The following is a 17,330-nucleotide window of genomic DNA, read 5'->3' as shown; positions in this document are numbered from 1 at the left end:
CTATTGCTTACCCGTCTATTGATATTCTAGTGGTCGCCATCGGTTTTGTCACGAAAAAACATATGCTTAGCAGCGACCGCAGCCGAGTGCTGACAGCGTCTCGCGGTTGCCCCTGCGTCATCCCGCCGCGCGAATCCAACGTCTAATATTGCCGTCACGGCGGAACTGTTAATAATGCCCGCGAATTCGCGGCCGCTTCGCCGCGATGCCGCCGGCACGTCAAGCCGGCGGAACGGTTCCGGAGGAAAGCTGAAAAATGTCCGACGTCCATGTCCACCGCGTCCAGCCGGCGTGGAAGAAGAACGCGCTGATCGACAATGACACCTATCTCAAATGGTATGCCGACAGCGTGAAGAGCCCGGACAAGTTCTGGGGCAAGCACGGCAAGCGAATCGACTGGTTCAAGCCCTTCACCAAGGTCAAGAACACCTCCTTCGACGGCAAGGTCTCGATCAAGTGGTTCGAGGACGGCCAGACCAACGTCTCGTACAATTGCATCGACCGGCATCTGAAGAAGCGCGGCGACCAGACCGCCATCATCTGGGAGGGCGACAACCCTTACGATGACAGGAAGATCACCTACAAGGAACTCTATGCGCATGTCTGCCGCTTCGCCAACGTGTTGAAGAAGCACGGCGTCAAGAGGGGCGACCGCGTCACCATCTACATGCCGATGATTCCGGAGACGGCCTATGCGATGCTGGCCTGCACGCGGCTGGGCGCCATCCATTCGGTCGTCTTCGGCGGCTTCTCGCCGGATGCTCTGGCCGGCCGCATCGACGACTGCAAGTCGACCATCGTCGTCACCACCGACGAGGGCCTGCGCGGCGGCAAGCCGATCCCGCTCAAGGACAACACCGACAAGGCAATCGACATCGCGGCCAAGGCCGGCACCAAGGTCGAGAAGGTGATTGTCGTGCGCCGCACCGGCGGCAAGACCGGCTGGGTGCCCGGACGCGACGTCTGGTACCACGAGGAGGCAGCGACCGTTAAGGCCGAATGCAAGCCGGAGAAGATGAAGGCGGAGGACCCGCTGTTCATCCTCTACACCTCGGGCTCGACCGGCAAGCCGAAGGGCGTGCTGCACACCACCGCCGGCTATCTCGTCTATGCCTCGATGACCCACCAATATGTCTTCGATTACCACGACGGCGACATCTACTGGTGCACCGCCGATGTCGGCTGGGTCACGGGCCACAGCTACATCGTCTATGGACCTTTGGCCAACGGCGCCACGACACTGATGTTCGAGGGCGTGCCGAACTATCCCTCGCAGTCGCGCTTCTGGGAAGTCATCGACAAGCACCAGGTCAACATCTTCTACACCGCGCCGACGGCGCTGCGCGCGCTGATGGGCGCCGGCGACAGCCATGTGAAGAAGACCTCGCGCAATTCGCTGCGCGTGCTTGGCACGGTCGGCGAGCCGATCAACCCGGAGGCCTGGGAGTGGTATTTCAACGTCGTCGGCAACGGCAAGAGGCCGATCGTCGACACCTGGTGGCAGACCGAGACCGGCGGCATCCTGATCACGCCGCTGCCCGGCGCCACCGACCTCAAGGCCGGCTCGGCGACGCGGCCCTTCTTCGGCGTCCAGCCGCAACTGGTCGACGGCGGCGGCAAGGTGCTCGAAGGGGCTGCCGACGGCAATCTCTGCATCGTCGATTCCTGGCCCGGCCAGATGCGCACCGTCTATGGCGACCACGACCGTTTCGTGCAGACCTATTTCTCGACCTACAAGGGCAAGTACTTCACCGGCGACGGCTGCCGCCGCGACGCCGACGGCTACTACTGGATCACCGGGCGCGTCGACGACGTCATCAATGTCTCCGGCCACCGCATGGGCACGGCGGAGGTGGAGTCGGCGCTGGTCAGCCACGACAAGGTCTCGGAAGCCGCCGTCGTCGGCTATCCGCACGACATCAAGGGACAGGGCATCTACTGCTACGTCACGCTGATGGCCGGCAGCACATCGAGCGAGGACCTGCGCAAGGAGCTCGTCGCCCATGTCCGCAAGGAGATCGGCGCCATCGCAACGCCCGACAAGATCCAGTTCGCGCCGGGCCTGCCCAAGACCCGCTCGGGCAAGATCATGCGCCGCATCCTGCGCAAGATCGCCGAGGACGATTACGCCGCGCTCGGCGACACCTCGACGCTCGCCGATCCGGCCGTCGTCGACGATCTCGTCGCCAACCGGCAGAACAAGAGGGCCTGATGACCGTCCAGGCGGCACTCGGCACCGTCAGCCAGATCTGGCGCTATCCGGCGAGCTCGCTCGCCGGCGAGCGGCTGGACGCCATCTCGGTCGGCACCGAAAGCATCGAAGGCGATCGCATGTTCGGCCTTGTCGACGCCACGGACAATGAGATCGCGCGGCCCGACCGCGACGTCAAATGGCACAAGGTGCCACGCATCCGCACGAGGCTGTCCGCAGACAGGAAGCTCGAGGTGGCAGTGCCGGAGGGCGACTGGCTGTCGGCCCCGGGGGTCGAAAGCGATCGCGCCGTTTCCGACTATCTCGGCTTCAAGGCGTCGATCCGGCCGTTCGACCGCGAAGGCGCCGCGCCCGGCTACGCCGGCCCGCTGACCGCCGCCCGCTACCGCAAGGCGCCGATCCACCTGCTCACCACCGCCTCGCTGGCAAGGTTGAAGGCGCTGCATCCGGAAGGCGTGCCCGATCCGCGCCGTTTCCGCCCCAATATCGTCGTCGACATTGACCCGGTCGAAGGCTCCTTCCCGGAGACGGAATGGATCGGCCGCAAGCTCGCCGTCGGTGATCTTCTGCTCACCGTCTCGGAGCCCTGCCGGCGCTGCGGCTTCACCATCATCGCCCAGGACGGCTTCGACAACGATCCCGGCATCCTGCGCAACCTCGTCCGCCACAACGCCCACAATCTCGGCGTCTACTGCACCGTCGACCGGCCGGCGCGCGTCGAGATCGGCGCGCCGATGCGGTTCGTGTAGGCTATCGATACAAATCGGCCCGCGTCGGCGGCAGGCCGCTGGCGCCACGCGCGCGCTTTGTGGCGACGGTCTGGAAAATCTGCGCCGAGGCGCGCTCGAAGGCGATCGAGCAGCCGGTGAGATAGAGCAGCCAGAGCCGCGCCTTCGCCTCGCCGACCTCGGCGATCGCCTCCTCGAAGTGCGCATGGAGGCGCTCGGCCCACAGGCGGCAGGTGCGCTGATAGTGCTCGCGCAGGTTCTCGACGTCATGGACCAGGAAGCCATGCGCCTCGAGATTGCCGAGCGTCATGCCGATCGTGTCGAGCTCGCCGCCGGGAAAGATGTATTTGATCAGCGCCTTGTATTCCGGCCCCTTGCGCAATGTCTTCCGGATGTCGCCCTTGCTGCGCCGGGTGATGGCGTGATGCAGATAGATGCCGCCGGGCTTCAGCAGGCGATGCACTGCCGAGAAATAGGCGCCGTGGTTGGCAAGCCCCAGATGCTCGAACATGCCGATCGACGAGATCTTGTCGAACGTGCCGGAGAGCTCGGCATAGGACTTGATCTCGATGGTGATGCGGTCCTCCAGCCCCTCGGCGCGAATGCGCTCGCGGGCAAGCTCGGTCTGGGCTTGCGACAGCGAGACGCCGTGGCCGATGACGCCGTAGTTCTTCGCCGCGTGGATGAGCATGGCGCCCCAGCCGCAGCCGATGTCGAGCAGCGTTTCGCCCGGCTTCAGCCTGAGCTTGCGGCAGATGTGGTCGAGCTTGTCGACCTGGGCCTGGTCGATGCCGTTGGCGAAATCGCGGAAGTAGCCGCAGCTATAGACCATGCGCTCGTCGAGAAAGAGCCGGTAGAACGCGTTCGAGATGTCGTAGTGATGCTGGATTGCCTCCTTGTTCGATCCGCTGACGAAAGGCTTGCGGCCGGAAAGGTCGCTGCGCGCCGTCATCTGCTTCCGTGAAAACAGCACCATCGGCAGGTCGCGCAGGATCGCCAGCTTCGGCAGGGATCTGAGCTTCGTCTTGAGCTTGCCTTGCGACGGCAAGGCGTAGAAATCGAACAGCGTGCCCTCTTCGATGTCGACGGTCTTGGAAATCCACATCTCGACCAGCGTCGCGAAGGCTGGCCGGCGAACCAGCTGCCAGACGATGTCCTGGTCGTTGATGGCGAGCACCGGACCGCCGGCGGGGCCGATCCGCTCGCCGGTCCACAACCTGACCGCAAAGCCCGGTTTCAGCGTCTCAATGACCGTTCGCACGATCCGCGCGGCTCTGTCGGCGGCGTCCATTCTCACCTCCCGATGCGGCGCAAACTGTCACGGCGCCGCATCCGGATTATGTCGGGAGCTCGACGAAATTCAAAGGCCGGGGGGAACGAGACAGAGTTGACCGCCGGATCGGGACCCTGCTCGCTTCCGGCAATGCTACACAACGCAGATGCCGGACACGGCAACCTTCTGAAACAGGTGTGGGGATGCTGCGGCTGAGGACGGATAGGCCGAGAGCTTCGCCCTGAACTCCGGATGCATGAACGCGGCCCTGAAATCGGCCGTCGATTCCCAGACGGCATAGTTGAGATAGGTCGGGCTGTCGCCAATGGCCCTGTGAAGCTGGGTCGAGATGAAACCCGGCTGGCGCTTCATGAAATGCGCGTCAACCTCCCAGGCCTGCAGGAAGGTCTGCTCGTCGGCCTTGTCGAGCGTGAAGATGTTGACGAGCACGACGGGGGAAGCGTCGACGGCGATCTGGCGTTCGATCGGGAAGGCAGGGTCCAATGGGCGCATATGAGGCATGACAAACTCCGTTCGATATGGTTTCATGGTGTCAGTTTGGTATGATAGAGCCAATATATCCACGTTGACACTATGATGTCAATATATCATTGTATGGTGACAAAAATGCATGGAACCAACCGAACCAAGGCCGCCGCCGCGTTGACCGGTCTCTTTCTCGATCTGTTCAGGCTCAACAACCTCGTCATCGCCTCCGGCGACAGGCTCGTCGCCGGCCTCGGCCTGACGAGCGCCCGCTGGCAGGTGCTAGGCACCATCGTCGCGGCAGATTGGCCGCAGCCGGTCGCGTGGCTGGCGCGCGACATGGGCGCCAACCGTCAGAACGTCCAGCGCATCGTCAACGACCTAGAAGAAGAGGGGCTTGTCGTGTTCAAGCCCAACCCACATCACCGGCGGGCGCAGCTCGTGGTGCTGACCGACACCGGGAAACAGGCATTCGACGCCGCCATGCGCCTGCAGGCGCCTTGGGTGAACTGGCTCTCGGAGGGGATCGAGGTCGGCGAACTGGAGACCACGCACTCTGTTGTGAAGGCGCTTCGCCGGAAGCTGGAAGGAGAAGCAGAAGAGCAGGCGTGACGTGGCGCGGCCAGGTTTTGAAGTTGATGACATCGGGCGGGAGGCATCGCTCCCTCAACCGCAATCCCGATCTGTTGCGCAAAAGCACCGCCGGAGAAGGATTTCCCGCCCGAGGCATGGCCATTCCGTGGCGTCATCTTGTCTTTTGCCGCGATGCACCCCATCATCTGCCTGTGTTCAACAAACCGAAAGGAGGTGATCCGATGTCGAGTGATTTCGTTTTCCATAACGTGAGCTCAGCGGATTGCACTTCCGGGAAGCAGTCTTCCCGTTAAGGCGCGAGACGCGCGGCAGGTGACCCGAAGGGGCCGCCGCCAGGAGCCGCGTCATGGACGGAAACACGGAAGGCCGCCTGCTTCGTCAAGAAGCGGCGGCCTTTTCCTTTCTCGCGGTCTGCCTAGAGCAATTCCAGGAAAAATGTGTAACGGTTTTCCGTTCGGAATTGCGTAAAAACAAATACTTAGAGCGGTTCGGCGATTCTATGAATCGATGAAACGCTCTAAAAGGGCGGTCAGCGGTCGATGGTGAGCTTTTCGATGTTGCGGGTGATCTCGCCGAAGGCATCTGACAACTCGGCGCCCGTGGCGGCCTCGTAATAGTGCTTCAACGAGGAGGTGTCTGCGCTCGAGCAGTCCTTCAACACGGACTTGGCCTGATCCCGCTCGGCCGTGGTCATCGATGGGTCATTGAGATCGAAGCCGATGGTGAAGACCTCGATGCCGTCGCGCTTCATGTTGTCGCAAATGGCTTCGGCATTGGCGCGCGAAGTGTCGCCCTCGTCCTGCCACGCGCCAGCGCCGCGCCCTCGGGCAAAGGCGGTGTTGAATTGGCCATCCGTCATCAGGATGGCGATCTTGGCCACCTTTTTCGGATCGAAATTGGCCGGGCCGGCGCCCAGGCGGGCATCGGCAATTGTCGCGCGCCACGACGGGGAGAGCATGTAGTAGCCCATTGCGCGGCAATGCCGCCCGCAGTCACGCCCGCGGCCTGGAACTGACCGATTGCCGTGAGCAGCTTGTGCTGGTCGGCGGTCAGCGGAACCAGAGCCGCCGCGGGGCATGTCCGCATGCGGTAGTCGCGGTTGACTTTGGCCTGATAGGTCTTGCCCTTGTTGTTTCGGCGAAGTGTATCGGGGCCATCGGACGAATAGTCGGCATAGCCATCCTTGTCCTTGCGTTCGGTGGCGCACTTGTCGGGAGCCGTCGTGGTGGAGACCGCCACCGGCGCATCGATCGGCGGCGGCAGCTTTGGTCCATCCTCCGTCTCGATGAATACAGTCCCGGCGAGGCCGCCGGTATTGACCGCCTCGGCATAGGGAACGATCGCCACCCGGATCCGTGGGTCGTTGGGATCCCGGTTCTGTCCCAGAAGATCCTTGACCGTTTGCGATGCGGCCGCTTGCAGGTCGCCGATCTTGTTGGTCTTGGCGCGTCTGTTGGCGGCCATCGAGCCGGTGATGTCGAGCATCATCGCCACCTCGATCTTCTTGTCAGAATAGAGAGCGGTGGTCGACGTGGCGACGCGCTGCATATCGCCGACGCCGAACAGCGGAAAATAGAGGCCGATATCGGCATGCACATCCGCCTGCACGGTTTTCGCTGTCCTGTCGATCGTGAGCGTGTCGAGCACGATCTGGTCGGCCTGCAGGATGCCGGCCGTGCTGTTGGCGTCGAGAAATGCCTGTACCGATTGATTGGCATCGGCCTCCTTGATGACGCCGAGGGTGAGATCGCGTGCCGTCGAGGTCACGGCGGCGTCGACGACGCTCTGCAAACTCGATCTGGCATTGTAGATCTGCGAGATATTGACTGCGAATCCCACCCCCAGCGCCAGGACTGATACGGCAGCCCCGAACAGAACCGCGAAATTGCCTCCGCGATCCCGTGCAAACCCGTCCACCCCACGAACGAGACTTTTGAACTGCCGCATCCTTCCACCTCCGCTGTCCGCGGCATCGGAGCCGCTCCGCGCAGGCGCTGCAGGATTTCGGCCAGATGCGGCCGCCGCCTTGCCGAAGGATGGCCAGCGGCACGTTAACTCATTGTTTTCTCATCATTTCGGCAGACAGGAAGGTGAATGGCGGGTAAACGAGAAACTGGCGGTGAAATATCGTTCAGGAAGCGCTTACCATGTTCTGCGGAGCGATCGCGGCGCTTCCCGCTTCGGTACAGCCTGGCCTGTGCCGAAGCGGGTCAGCAGCGGCGCCGAAAGCGTGGCGGGACAGCCGGCTGGCTTATGCCAGCATCCCCGCGCTGATCGTACGGTCGAGGCCACGATGCGGTGGGTTGAAACGGTTGCCTTCCTGCTCGTAGGTCCACACCTTGAACAGCGAGAGCTTGTGCGGGCCGAAGCTGTGCAGCAGCGGCACGTCGGTGGCGTCGCGGCCGCGCGCGATCACGATGCGGCCGATCCGCGGACAATTGTGGCGCGGGTCGAACGTATACCATTTGCCGTCGAGGAACACTTCTATCCAGGCCGAGAAGTCCATCGGCGCGGGATCGGCCGGCACGCCGATATCGCCGAGATAGCCGTTCACGTAGCGCGCCGGAATGTTCATTGCGCGGCAGAGCGCGATCGCCAGATGCGCGAAGTCGCGGCAGACGCCCACGCGCTCCTCATGCGCCTGTGCCGCCGTGCGGGTGGCGCGGGCATAGCCGTAGCCGAAGGAAAGCCGGCTGTGGACATAGTCGACGATCGCCTGCACGCGAGCCCAGCCGGACGGCAGATGGCCGAACAACTGCCAGGCGCGGCCGCTGAGATGATCCGTCTCGCAATAGCGGCTGCCGAGCAGATAGACCAGCACGTCATCCGGCAGATCCGCGACCGGTGTTTCGCGCGCCAGCCTGTTGACCTCGTCGGTCCCGCCGCTGTCCTCGATCACCGCATCGTAAAGGATGCGGAACCCGCCGGGCGGCGCCGTGAAGCGGCGGCAGATATTGTTGTGGCGGTCGCGATAGGTCCGGGTCGGCACGGAAGGCGAGGTGAGCACGCGCGTCTGCCGCTTGATATCGGCATGGCGGTCGGGATGGATATCGAGGAGCGAGATGATGGGCGTGGCCTGGACGCATTCGATAGCGATTTCGTAGCCGAGCCGGATCAGCATCGCGTTCCCCCTTCGTCATTTCTTGGAAAGACTTTCCAATCAACGCGGCAACGGGTCTGTTGTTCCTGCGTCGGGTCGAAAAGACTGCCTCGCGCCTTCCCATGCGGCGCCCGCCAGTTTACCATATATCCAGGCTTTGCCCTCCCCAAAAAACACTCCCAGGATATCCGATGTTTCCAGGCAGAAAGTTCGCCGCCTTCCTTTTCGACATGGACGGCACAGTCCTCAATTCGATCGCAGCGGCGGAACGCGTGTGGACGCAGTGGGCCAATCGCCAAGGTCTCGACGTCGCGAGCTTCCTGCCGACGATCCACGGCAAGCGCGCGATCGAGACGATCGCGGCGCTGAAGCTCCCCGGCATCGATCCGGTCACTGAGGCCGATGCGCTGCTCAAGGCCGAGGCCGCGGACCTCGAGGGCATCGTCCCGATCCCCGGCGCCGTGGCGTTTCTCAAGTCGCTGCGGCCCGAACGCTGGGCCATCGTCACCTCGGCGCCGCGCGCGCTCGCGCTGCTGCGCATTGCGGCGGCCGGCATTCCGGCGCCCGCCATGATGGTGTCGGCCGAGGACGTCGCCCACGGCAAGCCGGCGCCCGACTGCTTCCTCCTGGCGGCAAAGCGTCTGGGCGTCGAGGCGCGCGATTGCCTTGTCTTCGAGGACGCCCCGGCCGGCATCGCGGCCGGCGAGGCTTCCGGCGCGTCGGTGATGGTGATCAGGGCCACGCATGTCCATCCGGTCATGACGCAGCACGCCAGCATCGCCACCTACGATGCGCTTGGCGTCGCCACGGACGACAATGGCTGGATGGTCGTCGAGCCGCAGCGCGACGCGGCCTAGTCTGGTTAGAAGTCGCTGGCGAGACCCTTCACTTCCCAGTCGCCGTAGCGCCCGGGTTCCTTGCCGCCGCGGCCGCCGATCTCCTTCGGCAGGCGGGCTTCCGCCTCGCGATATGCCTTGCGCCTGGCTTCGGCCTCCGCCAGGGCACGCTCGGCGGCCGGCGTCAGCATCCTTTGCGGCATGTCGTCTTCGGCGGTTTCGGTTTTGCTGGGTTCTGCGGACATGCGATATTTCCCTGCCGATTGAAACGGGGACCGGCCTTTCCCATCATATAGCCATGATGCAAGACGGATCGACCCCTAATCGCGACCACGCCGAACGGAAGAGACGATGAACACGCTTCGCACCGCCATGCTCCTCGCCGCTATGACCGCGCTGTTCATGGGCGTCGGCTTTCTGATCGGCGGCTCGGGCGGCATGATCATTGCCCTGCTGTTCGCCGCCGGCATGAACCTGTTCGCCTACTGGAACGCCGACAAGATGGTGCTCCGGATGAACGACGCCGTCGAGGTCGACGCGCGCAATGCTCCGGAATTCCATGCCATCGTGGAGGCGTTGGCCAAACAGGCCGGCCTGCCGATGCCCAAGACCTATCTGATCAACAACCCCCAGCCCAACGCCTTTGCAACCGGCCGTAACCCTGAGAACGCCGCCGTGGCCGCGTCCACCGGGCTGCTGGAGCGGCTCGGCCACGAGGAGGTCGCGGCGGTGATGGCGCATGAGCTTGCCCATGTGCAGCATCGCGATACGCTCACCATGACCATCGTCGCGACGCTTGCCGGCGCCATCTCCATGCTCGGCAATTTCGCCTTCTTTTTCGGCGGCAGCCGCGACAACAACAACCCGTTCGGCTTCGTCGGCGTCTTGGTGGCGATGCTGGTCGCTCCGTTCGCGGCCATGATCGTGCAGATGGCGGTAAGCCGCACCCGCGAATACGAGGCCGACCGGCGCGGCGCCGAAATCTGCGGAAATCCGCTATGGCTGGCCTCCGCCCTTGACAAGATCGCGCGCGGCGTCGAACGCATCCGCAACCCGGAAGCCGAGCGCAATCCGGCGACTGCGCATCTCTTCATCATCAATCCGTTGCACGGCGAGCGCATGGACAATCTGTTCTCGACCCATCCGAGCACCGAGAACCGCATCGCCGCCCTTGAGCAGATGGCGCGCGAGATGGGCGGCGCCCCGCAGGCCGCCAGGCCCCAGGCGTCGGCAGCCGCCGATGAGGCGCCGGCCGGGCCGTGGGGCAAGTCCGCCGAGCCCGCGCCGCCGGCTGAACCGGAGCGGCCGAAGCCAAATCCGTGGGGCCGCAACCCGACCGGTCCGCGCGGCGCAGGACCCAAGGGTCCGTGGTCGTGAACGGAGCAAAGCGCCGACCGCAAACCCCAGGCACACGTGACGGCAATCCGGACATGGCGACCGCCGGCCTGGCCGCGCGCAAGGCTGCCGCGCGCCTGCTCGCCGCCGTCATCGATGCCCGCACCCCGCTCGACGGGCTGACCGACAACGAGCACGGCCATCCGCAATACAAGGCGCTCGATGCCCGCGACCGCGCATTGGTGCGCGCCATCCTGGTCACCGCGCTGCGCTATCGCATGACGATTGCCGGACTGCTGGCAAAGCGCCTGGAAAGGCCGCTGCCGGCCAACGCCGCGGCGCTCTCGCACATCCTGCATGTCGCCGCCGCGCAGATCCTGTTCCTCGATGTTCCGGACAGCGCCGCCGTCGACCTTGCCGTCACCCACGCCAAATCCGATCCGCGCACATTGCGCTTCTCCGGCCTCGTCAACGGCCTGCTGCGCTCGCTGGCGCGCGCCAAGGAGGCCGAGCTTGCGCCGGCGCTTGCCGCGACGAGCGAAGCGCCGCAGTGGTTCGCTGACCGGCTGACCGCGGCCTATGGCAACGACAAGGCGCAGGCCATCCTTGCCGCCCATCGGCACGAGGCGCCGGTCGATTTCACCGTGAAGGCCGACCCGGCGCTCTGGGCCGGGCAGCTCGGCGGCATCGTGCTGCCGACCGGCACGGTGCGGGTTGAAAAATTGCAAGCCGCCGTCACCGACCTGCCCGGCTTCGCCGAAGGCGCCTGGTGGGTACAGGATGCGGCGGCGGCTCTGCCGGCACGCCTGTTCGGCGCCGTCGAGCGGCTGCGCGTGGCCGACCTTTGCGCCGCGCCCGGCGGCAAGACGGCGCAGCTCATCCTCGCCGGCGCAATTGTCACCGCTGTCGACACCTCGAAGAACCGGCTGGCAAGGCTGGCGCAGAATCTCGACCGTCTCGGCCTGTCGGCCGAGCTGGTGCAGACCGACCTGCTCGATTACCGGCCGGCGGAGCTGTTCGACGCGGTGCTGCTCGACGCCCCCTGTTCTTCGACCGGCACCGTGCGCCGGCATCCCGACGTGCCGTGGAGCAAGACCATGGCCGATGTCGAGAAGCTCGCCGCGCTTCAAGGCAAGCTCCTCGCCCACGCCGCCACTCTCGTCAAACCCGGCGGGCGGATCGTTTTTTCCAACTGTTCGCTCGACCCGATCGAGGGTGAGGATCTTTACCGCGCTTTCCTCGCCGAGCCTTCCGGCGTGACCGCCGATCCGATCCGCCCCGGAGAATTCGCAGGTCTCGACCCGTTCCTCACTGCCGAGGGCACGTTGCGCACAACGCCTGCCGATCTGCCGCTCGAATCGCCCGGGATTTCCGGTCTGGATGGATTTTTCGCCGCGAGGATGCGAAGAGCCGATTGGTGCGTTGTTCCATAGACCTTGCTGACTTTTTTAGGGATGACCCTGGCGGCACCGCGCGAAGGGCTTCACTTCGGCGAAAACCGCCTTCGCATAAGTTCTTGAATCATATAAGCTTGTGCTTGGGTAAGCGGACGATCAGGAGGGGTTTTGGCACTTGTTGCCGCCAGCACGACGCGTCTTTGGACGCTTGTCGCGAGGGAGTTCTGGCGCAAAACGCGCCGGCGCCTTCGCGCCGGTCCTATCTATCGCTGGCGTTATTCCGGCCGCACGCCCGAGCGCGTCCTCATCGCGCCGCCGGATCTGAGGCTCGCCGACCCGCAGATCGCGCTTGAAATCTACTACGGCCGTTATCCGCTGTCCGGCCACATGGTCGAGACCGGCGGCAAATCGCCTTTCCAGATCGATGTGCCCAACCGCGGCTGGCAAAAGACGCTGCACGGCTTCCGCTGGCTGCGCCACATGCGCGCCGCCGGCACTGAGCTCGCCGCCGCCAATGCTCGCGCTCTGGTCTCGGACTGGATCGCCATGCACGGCAACCAGATATCGGGCGTCGCCTGGGAGCCCGGCACGACCGCCAAGCGGGTGATTGCCTGGCTGCAGCACTCCTCGGTCGTGCTGCAGGGTGCGGAGTTTCCCTTCTACCGCGCCTTCCTCAAATCGCTTGCCATGCAGGTTCGTTATCTCAGGTCGATGGCGCGCGAGATGCCGGACGGCAAGGACAGGCTGCGCGCCCGCATCGCGCTTGCCTTCGCCGCCCTGTCGCTGCCGGCGCCGGCCTCGGCGCTGCGCAGCGCCACGCGCAATCTCGCCGAGGAGCTGGATTACCAGATCCTGCCCGACGGCGGCCATGTCTCGCGCAATCCGATGACGGTGCTGGAACTGCTGGCCGACCTTTTGCCGCTGCGCCAGACCTATGCCAACCAGGCCGAGGCGCCGCCGTCCGCCTTGATCAACGCCATCGACCGCATGCTGCCGGCGCTGCGCTTCTTCCGCCACCAGGACGGCAGCCTCGCCCGCTTCAACGGCATGGGCGCCACCATCCATGACCGCATCGCCACCATCCTGCGCCATGACGACACCGTCGGCGCGCCGCTCTTGCACGCGCCGCATTCCGGCTATGAGCGCCTGTCGATGGGCGGCGTCACGGTGATCGCCGACACCGGCACGCCGCCGCCCGTCGACGTCTCCAACGCCGCGCATGCCGGATGCCTCGCCTTCGAGCTTTCCTCCGGGCGCCAGCACTTCATCGTCAATGCAGGCATCGACACTTACGGCGCCGCCGAGTTCCGGCCGCTGGCGCGTGCCACCGCCGCGCATTCGACCGCCACCGTCAACGACACGTCCTCGGCGCGCTTCAGCCATTCGCTGCGGGTCAGCGACCTGCTCGGTTCGCCGCTGATCGGCGGCCCGCAGCACGTGCCCTGCAAGCGCATCGACCAGAAGGGCGTGCACGGCTTTGTCGCCCGCCACGACGGCTATGCCGCGCGCTTCGGCTTCCTGCATGAGCGTGAGCTGAAGCTGACGACCAACGGCAACGTGCTGACCGGCCGCGACCGTTTCCTGCGCCCCGGGGGTGGTGCGATCCGCAACAATGGCCGCGACTTCGTCACCGTGCGCTTTCACATCCATCCCGACATCGGCATGCTTCAGGACGGGCAAGACCGCCTGACGCTCGCCGCCACCCAGGGCGACACCTGGGTGTTCACCTGCGCGGAAGTGGGGCCGCAGGTCGAGGAATCGATCTATTTCGCCGGGCTCGGCGGACCGCGCCGCAGCAGGCAGATCGTGCTTGCCTTCAAGGCTTCGGAAATCGCCGAGGTGCATTGGCAGCTGACGCGCACCAATATCGCCGGCTACCCCGAAAACAACTGATTCGAGGCGAAGGAACCCGAGCTGCGCGCTTGATTTCCGGGCCTCATATGCTACGGCCCGCGAACGTTTCCCAACCAGCCTTGAAAGGCCGCCAGCCATGGCCGTCCCCGCCAAGAACATTCCGGCGCCAGACCTCGTTCCGGTTCGCCGCGCGCTGCTTTCCGTTTTCGACAAGACCGGCCTGATCGACTTTGCCAGGGCGCTTGCCGCCGCCGGCATCGAGCTGGTCTCCACCGGCGGCACGGCGAAGGCGATCGCCGAGGCCGGCCTTGCGGTCCGCGACGTATCGGAGCTCACCGGTTTTCCCGAGATCATGGACGGCCGCGTCAAGACCTTGCATCCGTCGGTGCATGGCGCCCTGCTCGGTGTCCGCGACGATCCCGAGCACGCCAAGGCCATGCACGACCACCATATCGCGCCGATCGACCTCGTCGTCTCCAACCTCTATCCGTTCGAGGAAGTCCGCCGCTCCGGCGCCGGCTACGCCTCGATCGTCGAGAATATCGACATCGGCGGCCCGGCCATGATCCGCGCCTCGGCCAAGAACCACGCCTATGTCGCCATCGTCACCGATCCCGCCGACTATGCCTCGGTGCTCAACGCGCTGGAGATGAACCTCGGCTCGCTGTCGCTCGATTTCCGCAAGAAGCTGGCGGCCAAGGCCTTTGCCCGCACCGCGACCTACGACGCGGCGATCTCCGGCTGGTTCGCCGAGGCCCTCGAGATCGAGCACCCGACCTGGCGCGCCTTCGGCGGCCGTCTCGACCAAGTGATGCGCTATGGCGAGAACCCGCACCAGGGCGCCGGCTTCTATCTCTCCGGCGACAAGCGGCCGGGCGTCGCCACCGCCAGGCAGCTGCAGGGCAAGCAGCTTTCCTACAACAACATCAACGACACCGACGCCGCCTTCGAGCTGGTCGGCGAATTCGATCCGGCCCGCTCTGCGGCGATCGCCATCATCAAGCACGCCAACCCGTGCGGTGTCGGCGAAGGCGCGACGCTGAAGGCGGCCTACGCCAAGGCGCTCGCCTGCGATCCGGTCTCGGCCTATGGCGGCATCGTCGCCATGAACCGCATCCTCGACGCCGAAGCGGCCGAGGAGATCGTGAAGACCTTCACCGAAGTCATCATCGCGCCCGACGCCACCGATGAGGCCACGGCGATCGTCGCGGCGAAGAAAAACCTGCGCCTTCTCACCACCGGCGGCCTGCCCGATCCGCGCGCGGCGGGCACGCTGGCGAAATCGGTCGCCGGCGGCCTTCTGGTGCAGAGCCGCGACAATGCGGTGGTCGACGATCTCGCGCTGAAGGTGGTGACGAGACGCGCGCCGACGCCGGCCGAGATGGCCGACCTCAAATTCGCCTTCCGCGTCGCCAAGCACGTCAAGTCGAACGCCATCGTCTACGCGAAGGACGGCGCGACCGTCGGCATCGGCGCCGGCCAGATGAGCCGCGTCGATTCCTCGCGCATCGCCGCCCGCAAGGCGCTCGATGCGGCCGAAGCCGCCGGCCTGGCCGAGCCGCTGACCAAGGGCTCGGTGGTCGCTTCGGACGCCTTCTTCCCCTTCGCCGACGGCTTGCTGTCGGCGATCGAGGCCGGCGCCACGGCGGTGATCCAGCCGGGCGGCTCGATGCGCGACGAGGATGTCATCGCCGCCGCCGACGAGCACGGCATCGCCATGGTGTTCACAGGGGTCAGGCATTTCAGGCATTGAGCGCTCCCCCTTTCTCCCCTGTGGGAGAAGGGGGAGCTACTCTACCGGCTTGTCCGCCGGGTAGGGTGTCCTGATGAGGATCGCCATGCCGATGGCGAGGAACAGGATAATCACCGCCATGCCGAGCCGAGCTGAATCGGTGGCCCAGCTGATGGTTGCCAGCAGGAATGGCGCCAGGAAACTCGTCGCTCGTCCGGACAGCGCGTAGATGCCGAAATAGCGGCCCGATTCGGCGGCCGTGACGCTGCGCGCCATATAGGAGCGCGACGAGGCCTGCACCGGGCCGAAGGCAAGGCCGATCAGCAGGCCGTAGAGAATGTAGGCCTTTTCGGCCGCGGTGCCGAACAGGCCGTTGGAATCGGTCAACGGGAGCTGTATCAGGCCGAGCAGCGTGAAGCCGGGTCCGGTCGAGATGATCCCGGCGGTGGCCACGGTCAGCATCACCAACGCGAGCATCACCACCGCCTTGGAGCCGAGCGCGGTGTCGAGGCGGGCAGCGATCCAGCAGCCGAAGATGGCGACGACATTGAGGATGATGCCGAAGATGCCGATCTCGGTGATCGACCAGCCGAACATCGCCGCCGCGAACACGCCGCCCTGCGTCAGCAGCGCATTGACGCCGTCCTGATAGATCATGCGGGCGACGAGGAAGCGGAAGATGCCGACGCGCTTGCGCGCCTCGGCCAGGGTCGACTTCAGCTCGGACAAACCCTGGCGCACCGCCGGTCCGATCGGGATGCCTTTGGCGGCATCGGGGGTGAAGAAGAACATCGGCAGGATGAACAGGAAATACCAGCCGGCCGACATCGGCCCCGTGGCGCGGGCATCCTCGCCAAGCTTCGGGTCAAGCCCGAGGATCGGGTCGAGGCCGATGATCGTCTTGCCGGTTTCGGGATTGCCGGCCATGAACAGGATGACGAAGATAAGCGCGATCATGCCGCCGAGATAGCCCAGCCCCCAGGCGATATTGGAGACGCGGCCGATCTCGCTCTTCGGCACCAGGCGCGGCATCATCGAATCATTGAAAACAGTGGAGAACTCCGCCGCCACCGAGGCCAGCGAGAACAGCAGCACGATCAGGAAGACGTTCGAGCCGGGGGCGGCAAGCCACAGCAGCGTCAGGCTGACGATCTTGATCGTCGCGAAAAAGGCGATCCACGGCTTGCGCGGCCCGGTCTGGTCGGCGATCGAGCCGAGCACCGGCGAGAGCACGGCGATGACCAGCCCCGCGGCGGCGATGCCCCAGGCCCAGGCGGCCTGGCCCATGACGGGATCACTGACCATGCGCGAGGCGAAGTAGGGCCCGAAGATGAAAGTGGTGACGACGGTGAAGAAAGGCTGCGCCGCCCAGTCGAAGAACATCCAGCCCCAGATGCCGCGCCCCGAGGCCCGCTGCACTGCTACTTCAGCCATGTCCCCTCCCGCATCGTCCGCTCCGCCCGCGACCGCGCCATGTCTGCATGTTTTCAGGCAACGATGCAAATGAACAAGCGGGGCGCGGCCGCTCATGGGCTCGCCCGCCTCGATTCCGCCCCCTACCTCCCCCTTGTGGGCATAGGCGCTAAGATAGGGATTGCGGCGCGGAATCGATTGTGATTCTACGCTGGGATGACACACGAATCGCTTGTTGATGACGGCTGGGCCGAGACGATTGAGCTTCTCGGCGGGGAAGAGTTGATCGCAGGAAGTGCTCGCGAGACGAAGGCGTTCCTGCGCCCGCGCGGCATCAGATCGGCGAGCGACCTGTTGCGCCTGACACTGG

The 17,330-nt window shown here is 65.1% G+C and carries 16 protein-coding genes; 9 read left to right on the top strand and 7 right to left on the bottom strand.

What is annotated here, in order from left to right:
* The first annotated feature begins 256 nt into the window (after positions 1 to 256).
* Together acs and EN874_RS30505 are read left to right on the top strand one after the other, a co-directional pair.
* The gene (acs, locus tag EN874_RS30510; RefSeq protein WP_127428557.1) at positions 257 to 2,212 is read left to right on the top strand and encodes an acetate--CoA ligase; all 1,956 of its coding nucleotides are present in this window, start codon (positions 257 to 259) and stop codon (positions 2,210 to 2,212) included.
* A complete protein-coding gene (locus tag EN874_RS30505; protein ID WP_127428556.1) occupies positions 2,212 to 2,961 on the top strand; it encodes an MOSC domain-containing protein in 750 nt (249 codons plus the stop codon). The genes acs and EN874_RS30505 overlap by 1 nt, the downstream gene beginning before the upstream one ends.
* 1 nt (position 2,962) lies before the next feature.
* Here EN874_RS30505 and EN874_RS30500 read toward each other — a convergent pair whose 3' ends face one another.
* Together EN874_RS30500 and EN874_RS30495 are read right to left on the bottom strand one after the other, a co-directional pair.
* The gene (locus tag EN874_RS30500; RefSeq protein WP_127428555.1) at positions 2,963 to 4,231 is read right to left on the bottom strand and encodes a cyclopropane-fatty-acyl-phospholipid synthase family protein; all 1,269 of its coding nucleotides are present in this window, start codon (positions 4,229 to 4,231) and stop codon (positions 2,963 to 2,965) included.
* 135 nt (positions 4,232 to 4,366) lie between these two features.
* Complete coding sequence (locus EN874_RS30495; RefSeq protein WP_127428554.1) at positions 4,367 to 4,735, bottom strand: antibiotic biosynthesis monooxygenase family protein; 369 nt, start codon at positions 4,733 to 4,735, stop codon at positions 4,367 to 4,369.
* Between the two features lie 105 nt (positions 4,736 to 4,840).
* Here EN874_RS30495 and EN874_RS30490 point away from each other — a divergent pair, with 105 nt between their 5' ends.
* Positions 4,841 to 5,311, top strand: coding sequence for a MarR family winged helix-turn-helix transcriptional regulator (locus EN874_RS30490; RefSeq protein ID WP_127428553.1), 471 nt, complete (start codon positions 4,841 to 4,843; stop codon positions 5,309 to 5,311).
* 328 nt (positions 5,312 to 5,639) lie between these two features.
* The gene (locus EN874_RS33900) at positions 5,640 to 5,804 is read left to right on the top strand and encodes a hypothetical protein (protein WP_168247609.1); all 165 of its coding nucleotides are present in this window, start codon (positions 5,640 to 5,642) and stop codon (positions 5,802 to 5,804) included.
* Between the two features lie 18 nt (positions 5,805 to 5,822).
* Here EN874_RS33900 and EN874_RS34970 read toward each other — a convergent pair whose 3' ends face one another.
* The 3 genes from EN874_RS34970 to EN874_RS30475 form a co-directional block, all read right to left on the bottom strand.
* Entirely contained in the window at positions 5,823 to 6,173 is a 351-nt protein-coding gene (locus EN874_RS34970; RefSeq protein WP_348631745.1) for a hypothetical protein, read from the bottom strand.
* Positions 6,152 to 7,132, bottom strand: coding sequence for a TadE/TadG family type IV pilus assembly protein (locus tag EN874_RS30480; RefSeq protein WP_348631744.1), 981 nt, complete (start codon positions 7,130 to 7,132; stop codon positions 6,152 to 6,154). Before EN874_RS30480 ends, EN874_RS34970 begins: the two co-directional genes overlap by 22 nt.
* A gap of 412 nt (positions 7,133 to 7,544) precedes the next feature.
* Positions 7,545 to 8,414: a transglutaminase family protein gene (locus EN874_RS30475; protein ID WP_127428551.1), complete on the bottom strand. Its 870-nt coding sequence runs from the start codon at positions 8,412 to 8,414 to the stop codon at positions 7,545 to 7,547.
* Between the two features lie 170 nt (positions 8,415 to 8,584).
* Between EN874_RS30475 and EN874_RS30470 the strand changes: the two genes are divergently transcribed.
* Positions 8,585 to 9,250, top strand: a complete 666-nt coding sequence (locus EN874_RS30470) for an HAD-IA family hydrolase (protein ID WP_127428550.1) — start codon at positions 8,585 to 8,587, stop codon at positions 9,248 to 9,250.
* A 5-nt stretch (positions 9,251 to 9,255) separates the two neighbouring features.
* Here EN874_RS30470 and EN874_RS30465 read toward each other — a convergent pair whose 3' ends face one another.
* Positions 9,256 to 9,474, bottom strand: a complete 219-nt coding sequence (locus EN874_RS30465; protein ID WP_126087002.1) for a DUF1674 domain-containing protein — start codon at positions 9,472 to 9,474, stop codon at positions 9,256 to 9,258.
* A 106-nt stretch (positions 9,475 to 9,580) separates the two neighbouring features.
* Between EN874_RS30465 and htpX the strand changes: the two genes are divergently transcribed.
* The 4 genes from htpX (at position 9,581) to purH (ending at position 15,568) form a co-directional block, all read left to right on the top strand.
* Positions 9,581 to 10,606, top strand: a complete 1,026-nt coding sequence (gene htpX / locus EN874_RS30460; RefSeq protein WP_127428549.1) for a zinc metalloprotease HtpX — start codon at positions 9,581 to 9,583, stop codon at positions 10,604 to 10,606.
* Positions 10,607 to 10,659: 53 nt separating this feature from the next.
* Complete coding sequence (locus EN874_RS30455; protein ID WP_168247608.1) at positions 10,660 to 11,997, top strand: RsmB/NOP family class I SAM-dependent RNA methyltransferase; 1,338 nt, start codon at positions 10,660 to 10,662, stop codon at positions 11,995 to 11,997.
* 132 nt (positions 11,998 to 12,129) lie between these two features.
* Positions 12,130 to 13,854 (top strand): heparinase II/III family protein, encoded by a 1,725-nt coding sequence (locus EN874_RS30450; protein WP_127428547.1) that lies wholly within the window; start codon positions 12,130 to 12,132, stop codon positions 13,852 to 13,854.
* A gap of 97 nt (positions 13,855 to 13,951) precedes the next feature.
* The gene (gene purH, locus EN874_RS30445; protein WP_127428546.1) at positions 13,952 to 15,568 is read left to right on the top strand and encodes a bifunctional phosphoribosylaminoimidazolecarboxamide formyltransferase/IMP cyclohydrolase; all 1,617 of its coding nucleotides are present in this window, start codon (positions 13,952 to 13,954) and stop codon (positions 15,566 to 15,568) included.
* Positions 15,569 to 15,604: 36 nt separating this feature from the next.
* Here purH and EN874_RS30440 read toward each other — a convergent pair whose 3' ends face one another.
* Entirely contained in the window at positions 15,605 to 16,981 is a 1,377-nt protein-coding gene (locus tag EN874_RS30440) for an MFS transporter (protein ID WP_127428545.1), read from the bottom strand.
* Positions 16,982 to 17,330 lie beyond the last annotated feature (349 nt).

The organism is Mesorhizobium sp. M1D.F.Ca.ET.231.01.1.1 (assembly GCF_003999155.2).
Lineage (GTDB): Bacteria > Pseudomonadota > Alphaproteobacteria > Rhizobiales > Rhizobiaceae > Mesorhizobium.
This window is presented reverse-complemented; position numbering and strand designations above follow the sequence as displayed.

Bases quoted from the DNA above. Each gene is read 5' to 3' on its own strand.
- purH (WP_127428546.1), top strand. From the start codon at position 13,952: ATGGCCGTCCCCGCCAAGAACATTCCGGCGCCAGACCTCGTTCCGGTT.
- EN874_RS30475 (WP_127428551.1), bottom strand. From the start codon at position 8,414: ATGCTGATCCGGCTCGGCTACGAAATCGCTATCGAATGCGTCCAGGCC.
- EN874_RS33900 (WP_168247609.1), top strand. From the start codon at position 5,640: ATGGACGGAAACACGGAAGGCCGCCTGCTTCGTCAAGAAGCGGCGGCC.
- EN874_RS30470 (WP_127428550.1), top strand. From the start codon at position 8,585: ATGTTTCCAGGCAGAAAGTTCGCCGCCTTCCTTTTCGACATGGACGGC.
- EN874_RS30455 (WP_168247608.1), top strand. From the start codon at position 10,660: ATGGCGACCGCCGGCCTGGCCGCGCGCAAGGCTGCCGCGCGCCTGCTC.
- acs (WP_127428557.1), top strand. From the start codon at position 257: ATGTCCGACGTCCATGTCCACCGCGTCCAGCCGGCGTGGAAGAAGAAC.
- EN874_RS30500 (WP_127428555.1), bottom strand. From the start codon at position 4,231: ATGGACGCCGCCGACAGAGCCGCGCGGATCGTGCGAACGGTCATTGAG.
- EN874_RS30505 (WP_127428556.1), top strand. From the start codon at position 2,212: ATGACCGTCCAGGCGGCACTCGGCACCGTCAGCCAGATCTGGCGCTAT.
- EN874_RS30465 (WP_126087002.1), bottom strand. From the start codon at position 9,474: ATGTCCGCAGAACCCAGCAAAACCGAAACCGCCGAAGACGACATGCCG.
- EN874_RS30440 (WP_127428545.1), bottom strand. From the start codon at position 16,981: ATGGCTGAAGTAGCAGTGCAGCGGGCCTCGGGGCGCGGCATCTGGGGC.
- htpX (WP_127428549.1), top strand. From the start codon at position 9,581: ATGAACACGCTTCGCACCGCCATGCTCCTCGCCGCTATGACCGCGCTG.
- EN874_RS30490 (WP_127428553.1), top strand. From the start codon at position 4,841: ATGCATGGAACCAACCGAACCAAGGCCGCCGCCGCGTTGACCGGTCTC.
- EN874_RS30495 (WP_127428554.1), bottom strand. From the start codon at position 4,735: ATGCCTCATATGCGCCCATTGGACCCTGCCTTCCCGATCGAACGCCAG.